12 protein-coding genes are annotated in these 14,624 nt (G+C 67.3%); 6 read left to right on the top strand and 6 right to left on the bottom strand.

The window, feature by feature from the left end:
* Positions 1-44: 44 nt before the first annotated feature.
* Together V7053_RS07715 and V7053_RS07710 are read right to left on the bottom strand one after the other, a co-directional pair.
* On the bottom strand, positions 45-536 hold the full coding sequence (locus tag V7053_RS07715) for a hypothetical protein (protein ID WP_334171690.1): 492 nt from the start codon (positions 534-536) through the stop codon (positions 45-47).
* Positions 537-674: 138 nt separating this feature from the next.
* Positions 675-1,667: a LacI family DNA-binding transcriptional regulator gene (locus V7053_RS07710; protein WP_334171689.1), complete on the bottom strand. Its 993-nt coding sequence runs from the start codon at positions 1,665-1,667 to the stop codon at positions 675-677.
* A gap of 351 nt (positions 1,668-2,018) precedes the next feature.
* Here V7053_RS07710 and V7053_RS07705 point away from each other — a divergent pair, with 351 nt between their 5' ends.
* A complete protein-coding gene (locus tag V7053_RS07705; RefSeq protein WP_334171688.1) occupies positions 2,019-3,404 on the top strand; it encodes an MFS transporter in 1,386 nt (461 codons plus the stop codon).
* 135 nt (positions 3,405-3,539) lie between these two features.
* Here the strand turns inward: V7053_RS07705 and V7053_RS07700 are convergent, their stop codons facing one another.
* A complete protein-coding gene (locus V7053_RS07700; RefSeq protein ID WP_334171687.1) occupies positions 3,540-4,859 on the bottom strand; it encodes an MFS transporter in 1,320 nt (439 codons plus the stop codon).
* A 139-nt stretch (positions 4,860-4,998) separates the two neighbouring features.
* Here V7053_RS07700 and V7053_RS07695 point away from each other — a divergent pair, with 139 nt between their 5' ends.
* The 4 genes from V7053_RS07695 to V7053_RS07680 all read left to right on the top strand — a co-directional run bounded on the left by V7053_RS07695 (position 4,999) and on the right by V7053_RS07680 (position 8,746).
* Positions 4,999-5,850, top strand: coding sequence for a LysR substrate-binding domain-containing protein (locus tag V7053_RS07695; protein ID WP_334171686.1), 852 nt, complete (start codon positions 4,999-5,001; stop codon positions 5,848-5,850).
* 53 nt (positions 5,851-5,903) lie between these two features.
* Positions 5,904-6,329 (top strand): aspartate 1-decarboxylase, encoded by a 426-nt coding sequence (panD, locus tag V7053_RS07690; RefSeq protein ID WP_334171685.1) that lies wholly within the window; start codon positions 5,904-5,906, stop codon positions 6,327-6,329.
* Between the two features lie 117 nt (positions 6,330-6,446).
* Entirely contained in the window at positions 6,447-7,382 is a 936-nt protein-coding gene (locus tag V7053_RS07685; RefSeq protein ID WP_334171684.1) for an AEC family transporter, read from the top strand.
* 347 nt (positions 7,383-7,729) lie between these two features.
* Positions 7,730-8,746 carry a hypothetical protein gene (locus V7053_RS07680; protein WP_334171683.1) on the top strand — a complete coding sequence of 339 codons (1,017 nt, stop codon included), beginning with the start codon at positions 7,730-7,732 and terminating at the stop codon, positions 8,744-8,746.
* A 54-nt stretch (positions 8,747-8,800) separates the two neighbouring features.
* Here the strand turns inward: V7053_RS07680 and V7053_RS07675 are convergent, their stop codons facing one another.
* The 3 genes from V7053_RS07675 to V7053_RS07665 all read right to left on the bottom strand — a co-directional run bounded on the left by V7053_RS07675 (position 8,801) and on the right by V7053_RS07665 (position 13,540).
* The gene (locus tag V7053_RS07675) at positions 8,801-10,891 is read right to left on the bottom strand and encodes an NHL domain-containing thioredoxin family protein (RefSeq protein WP_334171682.1); all 2,091 of its coding nucleotides are present in this window, start codon (positions 10,889-10,891) and stop codon (positions 8,801-8,803) included.
* Positions 10,892-10,987: 96 nt separating this feature from the next.
* On the bottom strand, positions 10,988-13,111 hold the full coding sequence (locus tag V7053_RS07670) for a cytochrome c oxidase assembly protein (RefSeq protein ID WP_443022592.1): 2,124 nt from the start codon (positions 13,109-13,111) through the stop codon (positions 10,988-10,990).
* 147 nt (positions 13,112-13,258) lie between these two features.
* The gene (locus V7053_RS07665; protein WP_334171681.1) at positions 13,259-13,540 is read right to left on the bottom strand and encodes an HU family DNA-binding protein; all 282 of its coding nucleotides are present in this window, start codon (positions 13,538-13,540) and stop codon (positions 13,259-13,261) included.
* Positions 13,541-13,710: 170 nt separating this feature from the next.
* On the opposite strand from V7053_RS07665, the gene V7053_RS07660 reads away from it, so the two are divergent.
* A complete protein-coding gene (locus V7053_RS07660; protein WP_334171680.1) occupies positions 13,711-14,559 on the top strand; it encodes a phosphotransferase family protein in 849 nt (282 codons plus the stop codon).
* Positions 14,560-14,624 lie beyond the last annotated feature (65 nt).

The raw sequence follows: 14,624 nt of genomic DNA, 5'->3' as shown, positions 1-14,624 counted from the left end.
GGGCCGTCGGGATCGGGGTTAGTGGTTTGGTTCTGAAGCGGAGCTCAGGCGAGGGCGAGCGCGAGAGCCGGAGGGACCGGCGACAGGACGAGCCTGCCGGCGGCCGAGGCGGCACGAATGGCAGCCGCCTTGTCGGAGGCATCAACGAATGCCTCGGCGTAGGGCTTGTCGAAGAAGAGTCCGAGGGCGCACGGGCCGTGGTGTGCGTTGACCCAGGCGACCGCTTCGGAGGAGACGCTGGCCATGTCGCCGGGGAATCGGATTCCCTCGGGGTCCACCGTCGTCGCCGACATGAACGAGCCCGAACGGTCGGCCGTGACAACCAGGCTTGCCCACAGGGCTCCTTCGTGGATGACGCCGACCACTGCCGAGGAGCTCTCGGGGACGAACGCACGCACGCCCTCGGCGATGTCCTTGTCCGCTCCGGGGGCCTTCAGCAGCAGCCGCGCTGCGTTGCTCAACTGTTCGCCATCGGCCCCGCTGATCTCGACGTCCGAGCGGAGCCGAAGGGCTTGGACCAGGTTCTCTGCTCGCACCGCGGCTCCTCTCCTCTTCCTCGAGTCCTTCCGTGAACGTTCACGGTGAATCTATCGTGAACGTTCACGGCCCCACGTGTCAAGCCTCACAGAAATCTTGAAATGCCGAGCGTCCTCTTGAGGGCCGAAGCGTCCGGGTCAGGGGGTGCAGCGAAGGCGTGCTGGGAGGGTGCTCGCCCTGACGACGAGCGTTGGCACACTTGGGGTCCTGTCGACCTCGCGGCCCTCCATGGCCCCCAGGAGTACGTCCATGCTCGCCCGGGCGAGCGCGGGGAAGTCCTGCCGCACAGTCGTGAGCGGTGGCAGGAAGTAGTCCGAGCCTTCGACATCGTCGAAGCCCACGATGCTCACGTCCTCAGGGACGCGGACGCCATTCTCGGCGAAAGCACGGATGAGGCCGAGCGCGGTGTGGTCGCTCACGGCGAAGATCGCCTGCGGGACCCTTCCCTCCGAAACCAGGCGCAGCCCGGTCTCGTACGCGAACTTCGGGCTCCAGTCGCCCTCGACGCAGAGCCCCGGCACGAGTCCGGCATCTCGGATCGCGGCTTCCCAGCCACGTTTGCGCACGCGCCCGTCGAACCATTCCATGGATCCCGCGACGTGGGCGATGTCTGTATGGCCGAGGTCGATCAGATGCTGAGTCGCCATGCGGGCGCCCAATTCCTGATTCTCGGAGTAGGTGAAGACGTTGGGTGTGGAGGAGGCCCCCGCAGCGATCATCTCGACCGGCACACGGACGTCCGCGTTCCAGACGGCGGCAGCCAGGGCCAGGCGCGGAGCGATGACGATGATGCCGTCGACCCCCACGTCGTCCAGGGTGTCCAGCGCTTTCGGCACTGTCTCCGCGTAGGGCTCCTCGACCGTGACGACCGTCGAGGCATACCCGTTCTGCCGCGCGAGGCTCTCCAAGGCCATGAGCGTGCCGACCGGCCCGAACCGTGGAGAGCCGTCGGTGAGGATCCCGATGACCGTCGAGCGGTTCGTGACGAGCGCAGTGGCCGTCCGGTTCCGCCGGTAGCCCACTTCTTGGATGACCTGGAGAACGCGCCCTCGGGTTGCCGCGCTCACGTCGGGAGCGTTGTTGATGACGCGCGAGACAGTCTGATACGACACCCCGGCGATACGCGCCACGTCTGTGATGCTGGGCTTGCGCCGCCGGCTGCCCCCTGCTGGCAGCCCCGATTCCTGTGCCAACGCCGCCTCCTCTCTCCGAAGATGTCTCGCCCGGAGAAAGGTCGAGCCCACGCCTACAGCTAGACGTTAGCCCGACACCTTCACGCTACAAAGCCCGCTGGCGCACGCAGCCTTACTTCCAGCCGATACCGACCGTACCGCGGGCCCTCCGGGTGGCTCCCGGGATTGACACCGAGAGTGTGACGTGGTTCATTGGAAAGCGCTTACCAAACGCAATCCGGCCAGTCTGCACCGAGGTTCAAGGCACCGGACGAGCACCATAGTCACGATGACCGAGGAGGGTCTCACATGCACGACGAAGTGCGCGGGCAATCCGCACACCCCGCTGCAGACTCACGCACGATGCCGCGCCGCGCGGCGCTCAGCGGCTGGATCGGCAGCACCCTGGAGTACTACGACTTCTCCATCTACGCCTCCGCCGCCGCCCTTGTCTTCCCATCGATCTTCTTCCCGAGCGGAAACCCCACGGTGGCGCTCGTCGCGTCCCTGGCGACCTACGCCGTCGGCTATGTCGCGCGGCCTATCGGCGCCTTCGTCCTCGGCAACTGGGGCGACCGCCACGGCCGCAAGAACGTCCTCGTCTTCGCGCTGCTGCTGATGGGAGTCTCGACGTTCGCTGTCGGCCTCCTCCCCACGTACAGCCAGGTCGGCTTGCTCGCCCCGATCCTTCTCGTGGCGCTGCGCCTCGTCCAAGGCTTCGCCGTGGCGGGCGAGCTGAGCGGTGCGAGCGCGCTCATCGCCGAGCATGCCCCCGCAGGGCGCCGCGGCTTCTACACGAGCTTCAGCCTTCAAGGCACGCAGGCGGGCAGCATTCTGGCCTCCGCAGCCTTCATCCCGCTCTCCGCGATGCTGCCCACCGCGGCTTTCCATTCCTGGGGCTGGCGCGTGCCCTTCCTGCTCAGCGCCCTCGTCGTCGTCGCCGGCTACCTCATTCGTCGCCGCGTCGCCGAGACGCCGGTGTTCCTTCGGGAGGCCAAGGAGCATGTGGTCCCCAAGGCCCCCGTCGTACAGGTCATCCGTGAGAGCGGCTGGACCGTCTTCCGCGCCATCCTCATGGGGCTCACGAACGTCATCGGCACGACTGCGGCCGTCTTTGGGACCGCATACGCCACGCAGCCTTCGTACGGGATCAAGATGAGCCCGGCAACCTACCTGTGGATGCCCGTCATGGCCAACATCGTTGCCGTCATCCTCATCCCCTTCTTCGGCAAGCTCTCGGACCGGATCGGCCGCCGCCCCCTGATGATCTTCGGCTCCCTCAGCTCGGGCGTGCTTTCCTTCGCGTACCTCTGGGCCATCAGCCAGAAGAACGTCCCGCTCACGCTCGTGCTCGCCGTCCTCATGTGGGGCGTGCTCTACCAGATGTGGAACGCGACGTTCGCGAGCTTCTTCCAGGAGCTCTTTCCCACCCGCACGCGAGTCACCGGCTTTGCGGTCTCGCAGAACATCGGCCTCCTCATCGTTGCGTTCCTGCCGACGGTCTTCACGCTCATCGCCCCTCCCGGGTCCGCAAACGTCCCGCTGATCATCGGCAGCCTGACGCTAGGACTCGCCGTCGTCTCTGCCATCGCAACATGGGCCACGCGTGAAACCTCACGGCTCACCCTCGACGCGCTCGACACGGCCGACCGTTCCGCGGCCCACGAAGGGCGCCCGGCTGCGCACACCGCCTGACCATCCGCTTTCCCCTGCGTCCCGCCCGGCTGCACTCCATGACCGGGCGGGACGCGGCACGTCCGCCCTGGGGCGGGGGCGCGGCGGGGCCGCCCGGGGCGGGACGCGGCGGGGCCGCCGCGTCCGCCGGCTGGTTCAGCCCTCGCGGCGGCCGCGCAGCCAGAGGGCCAGCAGGCCGGCGACGACGGCGGGCGCGGCCCCGCCGAGGAGAAGCGCCCAGCGCGTTCCCCACAGCTGGGCAAGCCCCCCGAGCATCGGGCCGCCGAGCGCCTGGCCCCCCATGAGCACCATGGTGTAGAGGCTCATGACGCGGCCCCGGATCGCCATGTTCGCGCTCGTCTGGACGAGCTGGTTCGCCGAGGTCAGGAAAGTCAGGGCGCAGAATCCGGAGACTGCCATGAGCGCGGCGAAGACAGGAAGCGACGGCACGAAGGACGCAAGTGCAAGCAGGGCACCGTACAGCCCAGCGCCGAGCACAACCGTCCTGAGCTGCAGAAGCCGACGCCGGGCCGAGGCCACTGCTCCTGTGACCGAGCCCAGCGCAACGAGTGCGTTGAGCAGGCCGTAGCCGCCCGCGCCGATTCCGAAGACGTGGTCCGCATAGCCCGCAAGCAGCACAGGCAGGCTCAGAGCGAAGACCGCGACGGCGCCGGCGAGCACCCACGGCCAGCGGATCGTCGGCTTCTTCCACGCGTAGCGGACGGCCTCGCGCACCATGCCCTTCGACTTGGGGGTGGGGGGCGCGGTGTGCAGTTCGTCCACCCGGAGCAACGAGAGCATGACGACGGTGATCGTGCACGCGACGGCGTTGAAGGCGAAGGCGTATCCGCCTCCGACGGCCGAAAGCAGGCCACCCGCGACGGCAGGCCCGATGAGACCGCCGAGCTGGAAGATGGTCGAATTCATGCTGATTGCGTTGCGCAGGTACTGGGGGCCCACGAGCTCGTTGACGAATACCTGGCGTGACGGCTGATCGAGCACTGTCACGAGCCCGAGGACGACGGCGATGGCGTACACATGCCACACCTGGAGGGAATGCGTGAGCGCGAGGGCCGCAAGGGTCCCGGCACAGAGTCCGGCTGTCGCTTGGCAGATCTGGAGGAGGCGCCGCTTCGAGAAGCGGTCGGCCATGAGCCCTCCCCACGGGCCGAGCAGGAGAACCGGCGTGAACTGCATAGCGACCGTGATGCCGACGGCGGCGACGGAGCCGGAGAGCTGAAGGACGAGCCAGTCTTGGGAGATGCGCTGCATCCACACGGCGATGACGGCAATGAAATTCGAAATGGCAAAGAGCTGGTAATTGTGCACCCGGAGCGAGATGAACGTGTGGCGCCACGGGAGGCGCTCGGGGATGAGCGCGATGGGCTCGGTAGCCGGGTTCGCTGGGCTCGGGGGGCGTGAAGCTCGGATGGAGTCGGACGCGGAAGAGGGCATGGCGGAGCTGGGCGAGGTCACGGAAGAGTCCTGGAGTTTCGTTCGGGTCAGTTGAGCGTTCGAGTAATTCCACGCTAGGCACGTAGGAAACCATTGCGGAAGGTTATTTGCCATATAAGAGCTATTGCGTTCTGCAATTCGGGCGGGAAGGATGGGAGACATGTTCGATCCGGTCCATCTCCGCAGCTTCCTCGCCGTCGCCGAGCACCTCAGCTTCACGCTCGCGGCCGAACGCTTGGGGATCGCGCAGCCGACCGTGAGCCAACATGTCGCGAAACTCGAGAAGGCAGCGGGGCGCGGGCTCCTCATCCGCGACACCCACGGGGTCCGCCTGACCGACAACGGCGACGCCATGGCCGGCTTCGCCCGCACGATCCTCGCCGCCCATGACGAAGCCCTTCGCTATTTCCGTGGGTCGGCCATGCGCGGACGTCTCCGCTTCGGCACCGCGGACGATCTCGCCATCACGGGCCTGCCCAAGATCCTGCGCGAATTCCGACGCGCGTATCCCCAGCTCAATCTCGAACTCACGGTCAGCCAGAGTGATGATCTCCATCGGCGGCTCAAAGCTGGCCAGCTGGACCTCGTGTTCATCAAATGGGTCGCCGGAGCACAGGAGGGGACGGTCGTGCGGCACGATGTGTTCTCTTGGGTCGGCGTCGAGCAGACCGTCCTCGAGCGTGACCAGCCGGTCCCGCTCGTCGTCTATCCCGCCCCCAGCCTGAGCAGGACCCTCGCGATCGACGCCCTCGAAGCGAGCGGCCGCACCTGGAAGGTCACGTGCAGCACCAAGCAGATTGCCGGCGTCCTGGCTGCGGTGCGGGCAGGCTTGGGCATCGGCGTCATGCCGACCACACTGGTCCCCGAGGACCTCTCGATCATCACGCGCCGCTTCGACCTCCCGCCGGTCGGCGACGTCGAGTTCACGCTGGTCCGCAATCCGCTCGCCAACTCGGCGGCTGTGGACGCCCTCACGGACGCGATCATGGGAAGGACGCTCAGCCGCACCTAGCACGTGAGCCTCGCCACGGCGCTCCCGAGAGCCCCGGAGTAGACTTGCTTGCGATGAACCGCACAATGTTCAAGTCGAAGATCCACCGCGCGACGGTCACACATGCCGACCTGCACTACGTCGGCTCGGTGACGGTTGACTTGGACCTGCTTGAAGCCGCCGACATCCTGCCGGGCGAGCTCGTCTCGATCGTCGATGTCACGAACGGGGCACGGCTCGAGACCTACACCATCGCGGGCGAGCGCGGGTCCTGCGTCATCGGGATCAACGGCGCGGCCGCGCACCTGGTCCACGAGGGTGACCTCGTCATCCTCATCAGCTACGCCTCGATGAGCGATCAGGAGGCACGGGAGTACGTGCCGACAGTCGTCCACGTGGACGCCGAGAACAAGGTCGTCGAGCTTGGCAGCGATCCTGCGGACGGCCTCACCCCCGGCCTCATGCGGCCACCCTTCGCGATCCAGGCCCACCTCAACTAACGCGGCTCCGGCGGAGCTGCGTGGCCGCTATGTGAAATCGGTTTCTGCGCGCTGATGCGTGTGCTCTAGTCTGTACCCCGTGCAAAGGACTGGCCTTGGAACACACGGTGGGGCGCCGTGCTAGGCGTCCTGTCCGGGTTCTTCGTCGTCTGGGCGATCATCGGCACTGGGTGGTTCGTCGCCCGGAAGCAGCTTCTGGGCGAGGGGGCGCAGGTCGTACTCAGCCGCCTCTCGTTCTTCGTCGCAAGCCCCGCGCTCCTGCTCGACACACTCAGCAACGCAGACCTCCGTACCGTCTTCTCGTCGCACCTGCTCGTCATCACGGTGAGCTCTGCTCTGGTCGGAATCGTCTCGTTCGGCGCATTCCGGTTCATCCGTCGTCGCGAGCTGCCGGAGGCCCTCATCGCCTCAATGAGCTCGTCGATAGCCAACTCTGGGAATCTGGGCATCCCCATCGCAGTGTTCGTGTTGGGCAGCGCCAGCTACGTGGCACCCTTGCTGATCTTCCAGCTCGCGCTGCTCACGCCGTCGTACCTGCTCATTCTGGATGGCACGACCTCGACCGCGAAGCCCGGGGCCGCGCGCGCACTCCAGTTCGTGCTGCCCGTCGTGACGAACCCGAACATCGTCGGTTCCGCCATCGGCCTCGTGCTGGCAGGGACGGGATGGAAGCTCCCCGACCTCATCATGCAGCCGATCCACCTCATCGGCGGTGCCGCCATCCCAGCCATCCTCATGGCCTTCGGAATTTCCCTCCACGGTTCCCGCCCCCTCCGCGCCGACGACGGCCGTCGCTTCGACACCCTGCTCGCCTCGGTGCTCAAGCTCGTGGTGCACCCGCTCATCGCGTTCGCCTTCGCTCGGTTCGCCCTCGGCCTCGGGGGCCACGCACTGTTCGCGGCCGTGGTCACCACCGGCTTGCCCACGGCGCAGAACGTCTATGTCGCGGCCCAGCGCTACCAGCACGGTCTGGTCGTCGCGAAGGACACGGTCCTCATCACGACAGTCCTGGCCGTCCCGGCGATGGCGATCATGGCGGCGCTCCTCTCCTGACGCCGGCAGCAGCGCCTGACCGTCCAGCCTCCCCCACCCCCATTCGTTTCGGGTACAGATACTCACCGGCCTAAGCCTTCTCTGGTACAGATAAGCCCCGGCCTTCAACGAAATCTCCTGGCGAACGACGACGAGCGGCGGCTTCCGCTGAGAAGGTGCGCGGCGCCGTCGTACCCGAAAGCGGGAGAGGGGAAATTAGCTGTACCAGAAGCGGGTGTGGGCTGAAGTATCTGTACCCGAGATGGCCTGAAAGCCGCTGGCCGTTAGGCTAGCGACATGCTTGCTCTGACTTCGACCGACATCCGCACGCTTTCCCCGTGCGTGGCCGAGGCCACGACGAGCGGCCGGTGAGCGCACCGTCCCTGGCTCGGGGAACACGCAAGCCCGCGAGCCCGCTGCGGGTCGCGCTGCTCTGGGGACTGGGCCTCGTGCTCGCCGTGATCGCCGCGATCGTCTCGATTCTGGCAGTAGCCGGCACGCAGGGTCCGGACCAGCCGGTCCACGCCTACCTCGACGCGCTTCAAGCGGGCGACGGCGGCCGGGCACTGGGAGCCCTGCACGCCCAGGTGCCGTCCGGGAGCGCTGCGCTCCTCAACGGCGCTCCGCTGCGCGACTCGATGTCCCGAATCCGCGATCTCAACGTGGGGACGGCCCAGTCGGCAGGCAATGGCAGGGAGACCGTGCCAGTGACTTTCACGTCCGGCGGCAAGAGCTACCGGAGCGATTTCCTCGTGGAGCAGACGGGCTCGGACTGGCTGTTCTTCCCCCGGTGGAGCATTGTCCCGGGCCAACTGCCGACCCTCCAGGCGTCGGTGGTGAATTCGGCGCGCGCCACCATCAACGGCGCCGCGGTGAACATGCCCTCTGGCAGGAATTCCTTTCCCGTCTTCTATCCGGGGAGCTACGTCGGCTCACTCCCAGGAGAGTATTTCGCCGCCGCGCCCGTCACGACGGTCGTCCCACAGAGGACGAGCCAAGAGTCGCTCTCGCTCGACACCAAAGCCACCCCGGCCCTCACCACTGCCATCAACGCGAAGGCCAAGGACTTCCTCGACCAATGCGCCAAGACGGCGTCCTCCCAACAGCGGTTGCAGCCGGATTGCCCGTTCTCCTATTCGACGGACAATCGGATTGTCGATGGCACCATCGCGTGGTCGATCACTCAGTATCCGAGCGCGAGCGTCACGCCTTTCAGCGGCCAATGGACCGTCTCGCCGCTGTCCGGGAAAGCCCGCCTGACCGCGCGGCAGATCGACCTGTTCACTGGTCAGGTCAGCCAGTTGAATATCGAGACCGACTTCATCTTCAGGGTTGATCTCAGCGTTTCGGGCACGACGATCACGATGACTCCCGTGATCGGCTGACGGCTCGCCCGAAGGCCCGGCAAGGTGGCGGGCCTTCGGGCCGCTCGTCCGCGCTCAGTTCATTCCGCGCAGGTCCAGCACGAGCTCCGACTCGGCGCCCTCCTGCAGCACGACCGGGATGCCCCAGTCCTGCTGGTACAGGTGGCACGCGGCGTGGTCCGGAATCTCCTCGCCTGGAGCGCCGTCGCATGCCGCCGCTCGGGCGGTAATGTGCAAGACGCCCTCGGTGACCGCGGGGTTGAGCTCGAGCGTGCGCAGGAGACCCTGTGACGTTCCAGCGCCACTGCGGAGGAGCTCAGGCGGAGTCGACGAGATCTTGAGCTGCGTGGGATCGCCCCAGCGCTCGTCGAGCTTCTGGCCTGTCGGAGCCTTGAAGCGGACCGTCAGGCCGAGTGCCCCGGGCGCGAGAGCCGACCTCGGGCGCTGCGTCCGGCTCGCTCCCTCGTCGACCTGCTGTGCATCCTTCGGGATCGGGACGAGGGAGAGTTGATGGCGATTGCTCTCGGTCACGAGGAGCAGCGGCTCGCCCTCCTCAGGGCGAACGACGACGACGTCGCTCGGCTCCGCGAGGCCCCGCGACAGCGTCGAGACCGTCTGCGCGGAGGGGTCGTACCGGCGGACGGCGCCGTTGTAGGTGTCGGCGACGGCGACCGAGCCGTCGGGGAGCACCGCGACCCCGAGCGGGTGCTGGAGGCGAGCCTCACCCGCCGCGCCGTCCCGGAAGCCGAAGTCGAAGAGGCCCTTCCCGACGGCTGTCTCGACCCGCACACCCGATCGCCCGGACTCGGTGCCGAGAAGCACATGGCGAAGCGCCGACGTCTCCGAGTCAGCGACCCAAAGGTTGCCTTCCGCGTCGGCAGCGAGCCCGGACGGCTGAGCAAACCAGGCTTCCGGACCCGAACCGTCAAGCAGACCCTCAAGCCCCGAACCCGCAAGAATCGCGACCTCGTCCGTCAGCGGGTCGAAGGTGAAGAGCTGATGCGTGCCCGCCATCGCGATGACGACCTTCCGCAGCTTCTCGCTCCACACGACGTCCCACGGGGATGAGAGCGAGACCCTGGTGCCGTGACCCACGTAGCCGATGTCGAAGGAGTCCCCCGCGTAGTCGGTCGCATGCGAACCGAGGGAGGCGGCGTCGTCGTCGATCGCGGCGGCCACCGAAGCGGTGCCCGTGGCATCCGGGCCCGCCTTCGTCGTCGCCCGTCCGCTGGCCCACGCGCCCGCGCCGTCGCCGTCGACGCGAGCCGGACCCGCGTCGAGCAGGCGCTGGATTCCGTTGCCCGCCACCGTCTGGACATGGCCCGAGCTGAGCGTCACGCCGCGGAGACGGTGGTTGACTGTGTCCGCGACGATGGCGTCGTAGCCCGTCTGCCACGACACGTCGGCGGGCAGGATCGCGACGCCCTGCGGCTCATTGAATTGGGCTGACTCGGCGGCGCCGTCCGTGTGGCCTTTCGTGCCGGAGCCGATGACGCGCTGAACCGTTTCGAGGTCGGCACGCAGCTCGACCAGACGATGGTGCCCCGTATCGACCACGAGGTAATTGCCGTTCTCGAGCGGGACGGTCTGGCCCGGGAAGCGGAGGGTGCGCGAGACGGGCTCGGGCGCGACGTAGGGGCCGTTGCCGCGGTGGAGAGTGCCCTTCGCGGCGTGCTCCGCGATGAGCTCCTCGACGAGCACCCCCAGACCTGCCGAGTGACCCTCCCCGGAGAGGTGCGCAACGATATAGCCCTCGGGGTCGACGACGACGAGGGTCGGCCAGGCCCGGGCTGTGTAGGCCTGCCACGTGAGGAGATCGGGATCATCGAGCACGGGATGGTGGATCTCGTACCGCTCGACTGCTGCGGCGAGCGCGACCGGATCCGCCTCGTGCTCGAACTTCGGCGAGTGGACGCCGACGGTCACGAGGACGTCGCTGTACCTCTCCTCGAGCGGGCGCAGCTCGTCGAGGACGTGGAGGCAGTTGATGCAGCAGAACGTCCAGAAGTCCAGGACCACGATCTTGCCGCGCAGCGACGCGAGATCGAGTTCCGTGCCGCCGGTGTTGAGCCAGCCCCGGCCAGCCAGCTCGCTCGCGCGCACGCGGTGGGTTGTGCGCAGCCCAGCGGTGCTGGCGCTGACGGACTCGGCGGAATCGGCGGTCACGGGCACTCCTGACGTGTCTGCGGATGGAGGGTCTTTAGGGGCAACCCCATTATCGAGGGCTTTGTTCCGGCGCTCATCCGGTTCCGTAGCCGCGCGTCACAAGCCGCGGCCGCGGTCCCTTTCCTCAAGCTTGTTGAACATCGCGTTGTACGCCTCGAGCTCGGCGTCGTGATCGCGGTCGGCGGCGCGGTCGCGCCGCTTTGTCTCGCGCGCGTCCGAGCGCGACCACATGAGGGCAACCCCGATGGCGACGGCAAGAGTCGGGATCTCCCCGATTCCCCAGGCCACGGCGCCTCCCTGCTGCTGGTCCGCAATGGCCGAGAGGCCCCACGGCCGGCCGAGGTTGCCGAAGTAGGTCGGTTGGAGCAGCACATTGGATCCCATGAGGGTAACGCCGAAGAAAGCATGGAAGGCCATCGTCGCGAAAAGGAGGAGAAGTCGCAGCGGGTAGGGGGCGCGGCGCGGCAGCGGGTCCGAACCGATCATCGTGAGGATGAAGATGTAGCCCGTGAGCGTGAAGTGGACGTTCATGAGCTCGTGCCCAATGTGATCCCGCATCGCGTACCCGAACAGGTCCGAGTAGTAGAAGATGATGATCGAGCCGGCGAAGTTGGCCGCGGCGAACAGCGGGTGCGTGATGAGCTTCGACCACCACGAATGCACGAACACGAGGATCCACTCGCGCAGTCCTCGACTGCCGTCCTGACGGGGCTGAAGCGCTTTGAGGGCGAGCGTGACGGGCGAGCCGAGCACGAGGAAGAGAGGCGCGACCATGGTGAGCATCATGTGGTCGACCATGTGCGCCGAGAACAGCACACGCCCGTACACGGCAGGAGGCCCGCTCGTGATGTACGTCAGCACGACGAGCCCGACGTACCACGAGGCGCTCCGAGGCCAGAACCAGGAGTCTCCGCGCCGTCGCATCTTCAGGAGACCGAGGGCGTAGGCCACGGCGCCGAAGACTGCGATCGCGATCCAGAGCCAATCCGGACGCCACTCGGTGAACCACCGCGCCGTGGTCAGTTCGGGCGGAAGGTCGTAGCCGGAAAGTATGAACGCCGGCGACGCGTTCGAAGCGTATGACGCGGGCTGGGGCGGCGCGGAACGGCTCAGCGCGACGGCAAGGCCGGACACACCACCCATGACGACCGCCTCGACTCCGATGAGCTGCCACAGCACTCGCCTCGGCGAGGCACCCCGGGAGAGCTGTGGGATGACCCACCGCCGGTGCATGTAGCCGATCCCCCCGAGGACGACGGCGAACACCACCTTGCCGACGATGAGCTGGCCGTAGGACGTCCCGAACAAGGCGTCCCAACTGGGGACGCGCAGGGAAGCGTTGATGATGCCGGATGCGACGACGAGGATGAAGCAGGACAGGGCGAGTGCGGAGTAGCGGCGCAGAACGGCTTCGAGCAGGTCCGGCCCCGAGGCCGCCCGGCCGGACACAGTGCGGATCCGCCCCGCGAGGGTTCCCCCGAGGAGCGCCAACACCCCGAGGCCACCCACCCACAGCCCCGCGCCCACCAGATGAAGGCCGAGCGAGTTCACGGCCGCCTCGTGGTCGCCCGAGCTCGCGGAATGGCCGATGAGAGCCATCGGGACGAGGCCGCCGACGGCGAGCACAAAGGTGAGCGCGAGGCCCGTGAGAGAGCGCACCGCGAACAGAAGGGTGCCCACCGTGGCTGCGATGATGACGGTGACGAGCCATGCTCGGCCGACATCGAGCTGGGTCATGTAGAAGACGAGCTGCTTGGTGAAGTCGGAGCTTCCCGAAACGGGCTGCCCGATCAGGTCGGAATCGGTGAAGACCAGGACAGCGACGGCACTCGCCGTCCAGACGAGCGAAGCGATGGTGGCGATCCGCAGGGCGCGGGCGAACGCTGGATGCTCTTCAGGCGATGCGCCGTCACCCCGGGGACCGGGGTGCCCTCGCTCGGGGCGCCGAAGGTGGGGCAGGATGCCGATCGCGAAAGCCAGACCACCGAGCACGAGCGACGCCGAAATGTTGAGGGCGGTCTGAGCAATGGGAAGGCCCCACCGGACCAGAGTGCCTGGGTCGAGGACCTGCCGGGCAGCGGCGGCACCCGAGAACACAAGCGCCGAGACAAGGACCACCAGCGCCGCGCCCAACGCCCCGTACACGTAGCCCCTCGCGGTTCCGCGCTCCTCGCTGTTGGTGCTCGAGGGGGCAGGGGCAGATCGTGTGGAGCTGGGCACCCGACTATTCTCCCAGATGCCGAGGAGCCCGGTAGCCCGCTCCTGCTCTATGTGGATAACACCACGAACTCGACTGGAGGGGTGGGGCAGAAAAGCCAGCGGGGGCGGCGGTAGGAACCGCCGCCCCCGGGGGCTGAAATGCTGCTGCTACTTGGACGCAGCGGCCTTGAGCTTGGAGCCCGCGGTCAGCTTGACGCCGAAGCCAGCCGGAATCTGGATCTCCTCACCGGTCTGCGGGTTGCGGCCCGTGCGGGCGGCACGCTCGGTGCGCTCGACTGCGAGCCAGCCCGGGATGCTGACCTTCTCGCCGTTGGCGACCGAGCTCTCGAAGACCTCGAACAGTGCGTCGAGCACACCGTTGACGGCAGTCTGGCTGAGGTTGGTCTTGCCCGCCACCTCGGCAACAAGCTCGCTGCGGTTCTTAGCCATGTGTCCTCCTGGACGTCGGTTGGTACGTCAGCCCGCGGGCGTCCGCCCGGAACTGCTGGTGACGAAACTACCAGCTAATGCGCGACGCGCCAGCAGATTCCGCGTGTTTTCAAGGATTTTTGGGCCAAATGGCGCTCTCAGGGGGCTTCTGGCGGGCGTAGCGTGGTCCCGTGGCCGCCTCACCTGCCGATCTGCTCTCCCGTGAGCAGCTGCGCCTCCTCGACGATTGGCTCGGCGAATGGCATCTGGAGGAGGACATGTCGTGGGGAGTCCAGGACATCCGAGTCCTCCGCGTGCGCACGCGCGAAGGACTCGCCGTCGTCAAGGCCAGCCCCACGACGCACCACATCCAACGCGAGATCAGGGCGCATCAGCGCATGACACCGTCGCTCGGAGCCCGTGCCCCGCATCTCCTCCACGGCGACGCCCGAGCAGGCGTCGTCGTCTTGACGTGGCTCCCGGGGCGCCGCGTCGAGGGCGGCCGCCACGAGTACTCGTCAGCTGCCTTCAGCCAGGCCGGGGAACTCTTGGCGCTCCTCCACCGTCCCGTTCAGGAGACCCGAAGCTACGATCCCGCCGCCGTCCACAAGGTCGGCGACTTCCTCAAGCGAGCCGCGGGCCTCGCGCCGCCCGGCCATCTCACCGCGGTCCAAGGTCTCGTCAGAGCCCACCGTCAGGCCCCGAGGACGCTCTATGCGACGCACGGCGACTATCAGCCCCGCAATTGGGTCGAGGACCGAGGGATCCTGGGCATCATCGACTTCGGCCGCGCCGGCTACCGACCATGGGTCACAGACCTTGTGAGACTCGAGCACACCCATTTCGCGGTCTGTCCGGCCCTCCGCACGGTGTTCCTCACCGCATACGGTCGCGACCCCGCCGAGGAGATGGACTCCTGGCGGCTCGACAACATCCTTCAGTCGCTGGGCACCATCGTGTGGGCGCACGACGTCGGAGACGCGGCTTTCGAGGACCACGGCCGCGAGATGCTGGCAACGGTTGTCGAACGATTCGCGTAGGAGCAAGAAGGGTTCCGTGAGTGCGGGGTTGGCTTCTTTGCCGGGTGGTGCTGGGTGGGGTGGTG

The sequence above is a fragment of the Sinomonas sp. genome (assembly GCF_036848755.1).
Taxonomy (GTDB): domain Bacteria; phylum Actinomycetota; class Actinomycetes; order Actinomycetales; family Micrococcaceae; genus Sinomonas.
This window is presented reverse-complemented; position numbering and strand designations above follow the sequence as displayed.

Excerpts from the sequence above, each read along its gene's own strand:
- V7053_RS07705 (WP_334171688.1), top strand. The coding sequence starts at position 2,019 with ATGCACGACGAAGTGCGCGGGCAATCCGCACACCCCGCTGCAGACTCA.
- V7053_RS07695 (WP_334171686.1), top strand. The coding sequence starts at position 4,999 with ATGTTCGATCCGGTCCATCTCCGCAGCTTCCTCGCCGTCGCCGAGCAC.
- panD (WP_334171685.1), top strand. The coding sequence starts at position 5,904 with ATGAACCGCACAATGTTCAAGTCGAAGATCCACCGCGCGACGGTCACA.
- V7053_RS07665 (WP_334171681.1), bottom strand. The coding sequence starts at position 13,540 with ATGGCTAAGAACCGCAGCGAGCTTGTTGCCGAGGTGGCGGGCAAGACC.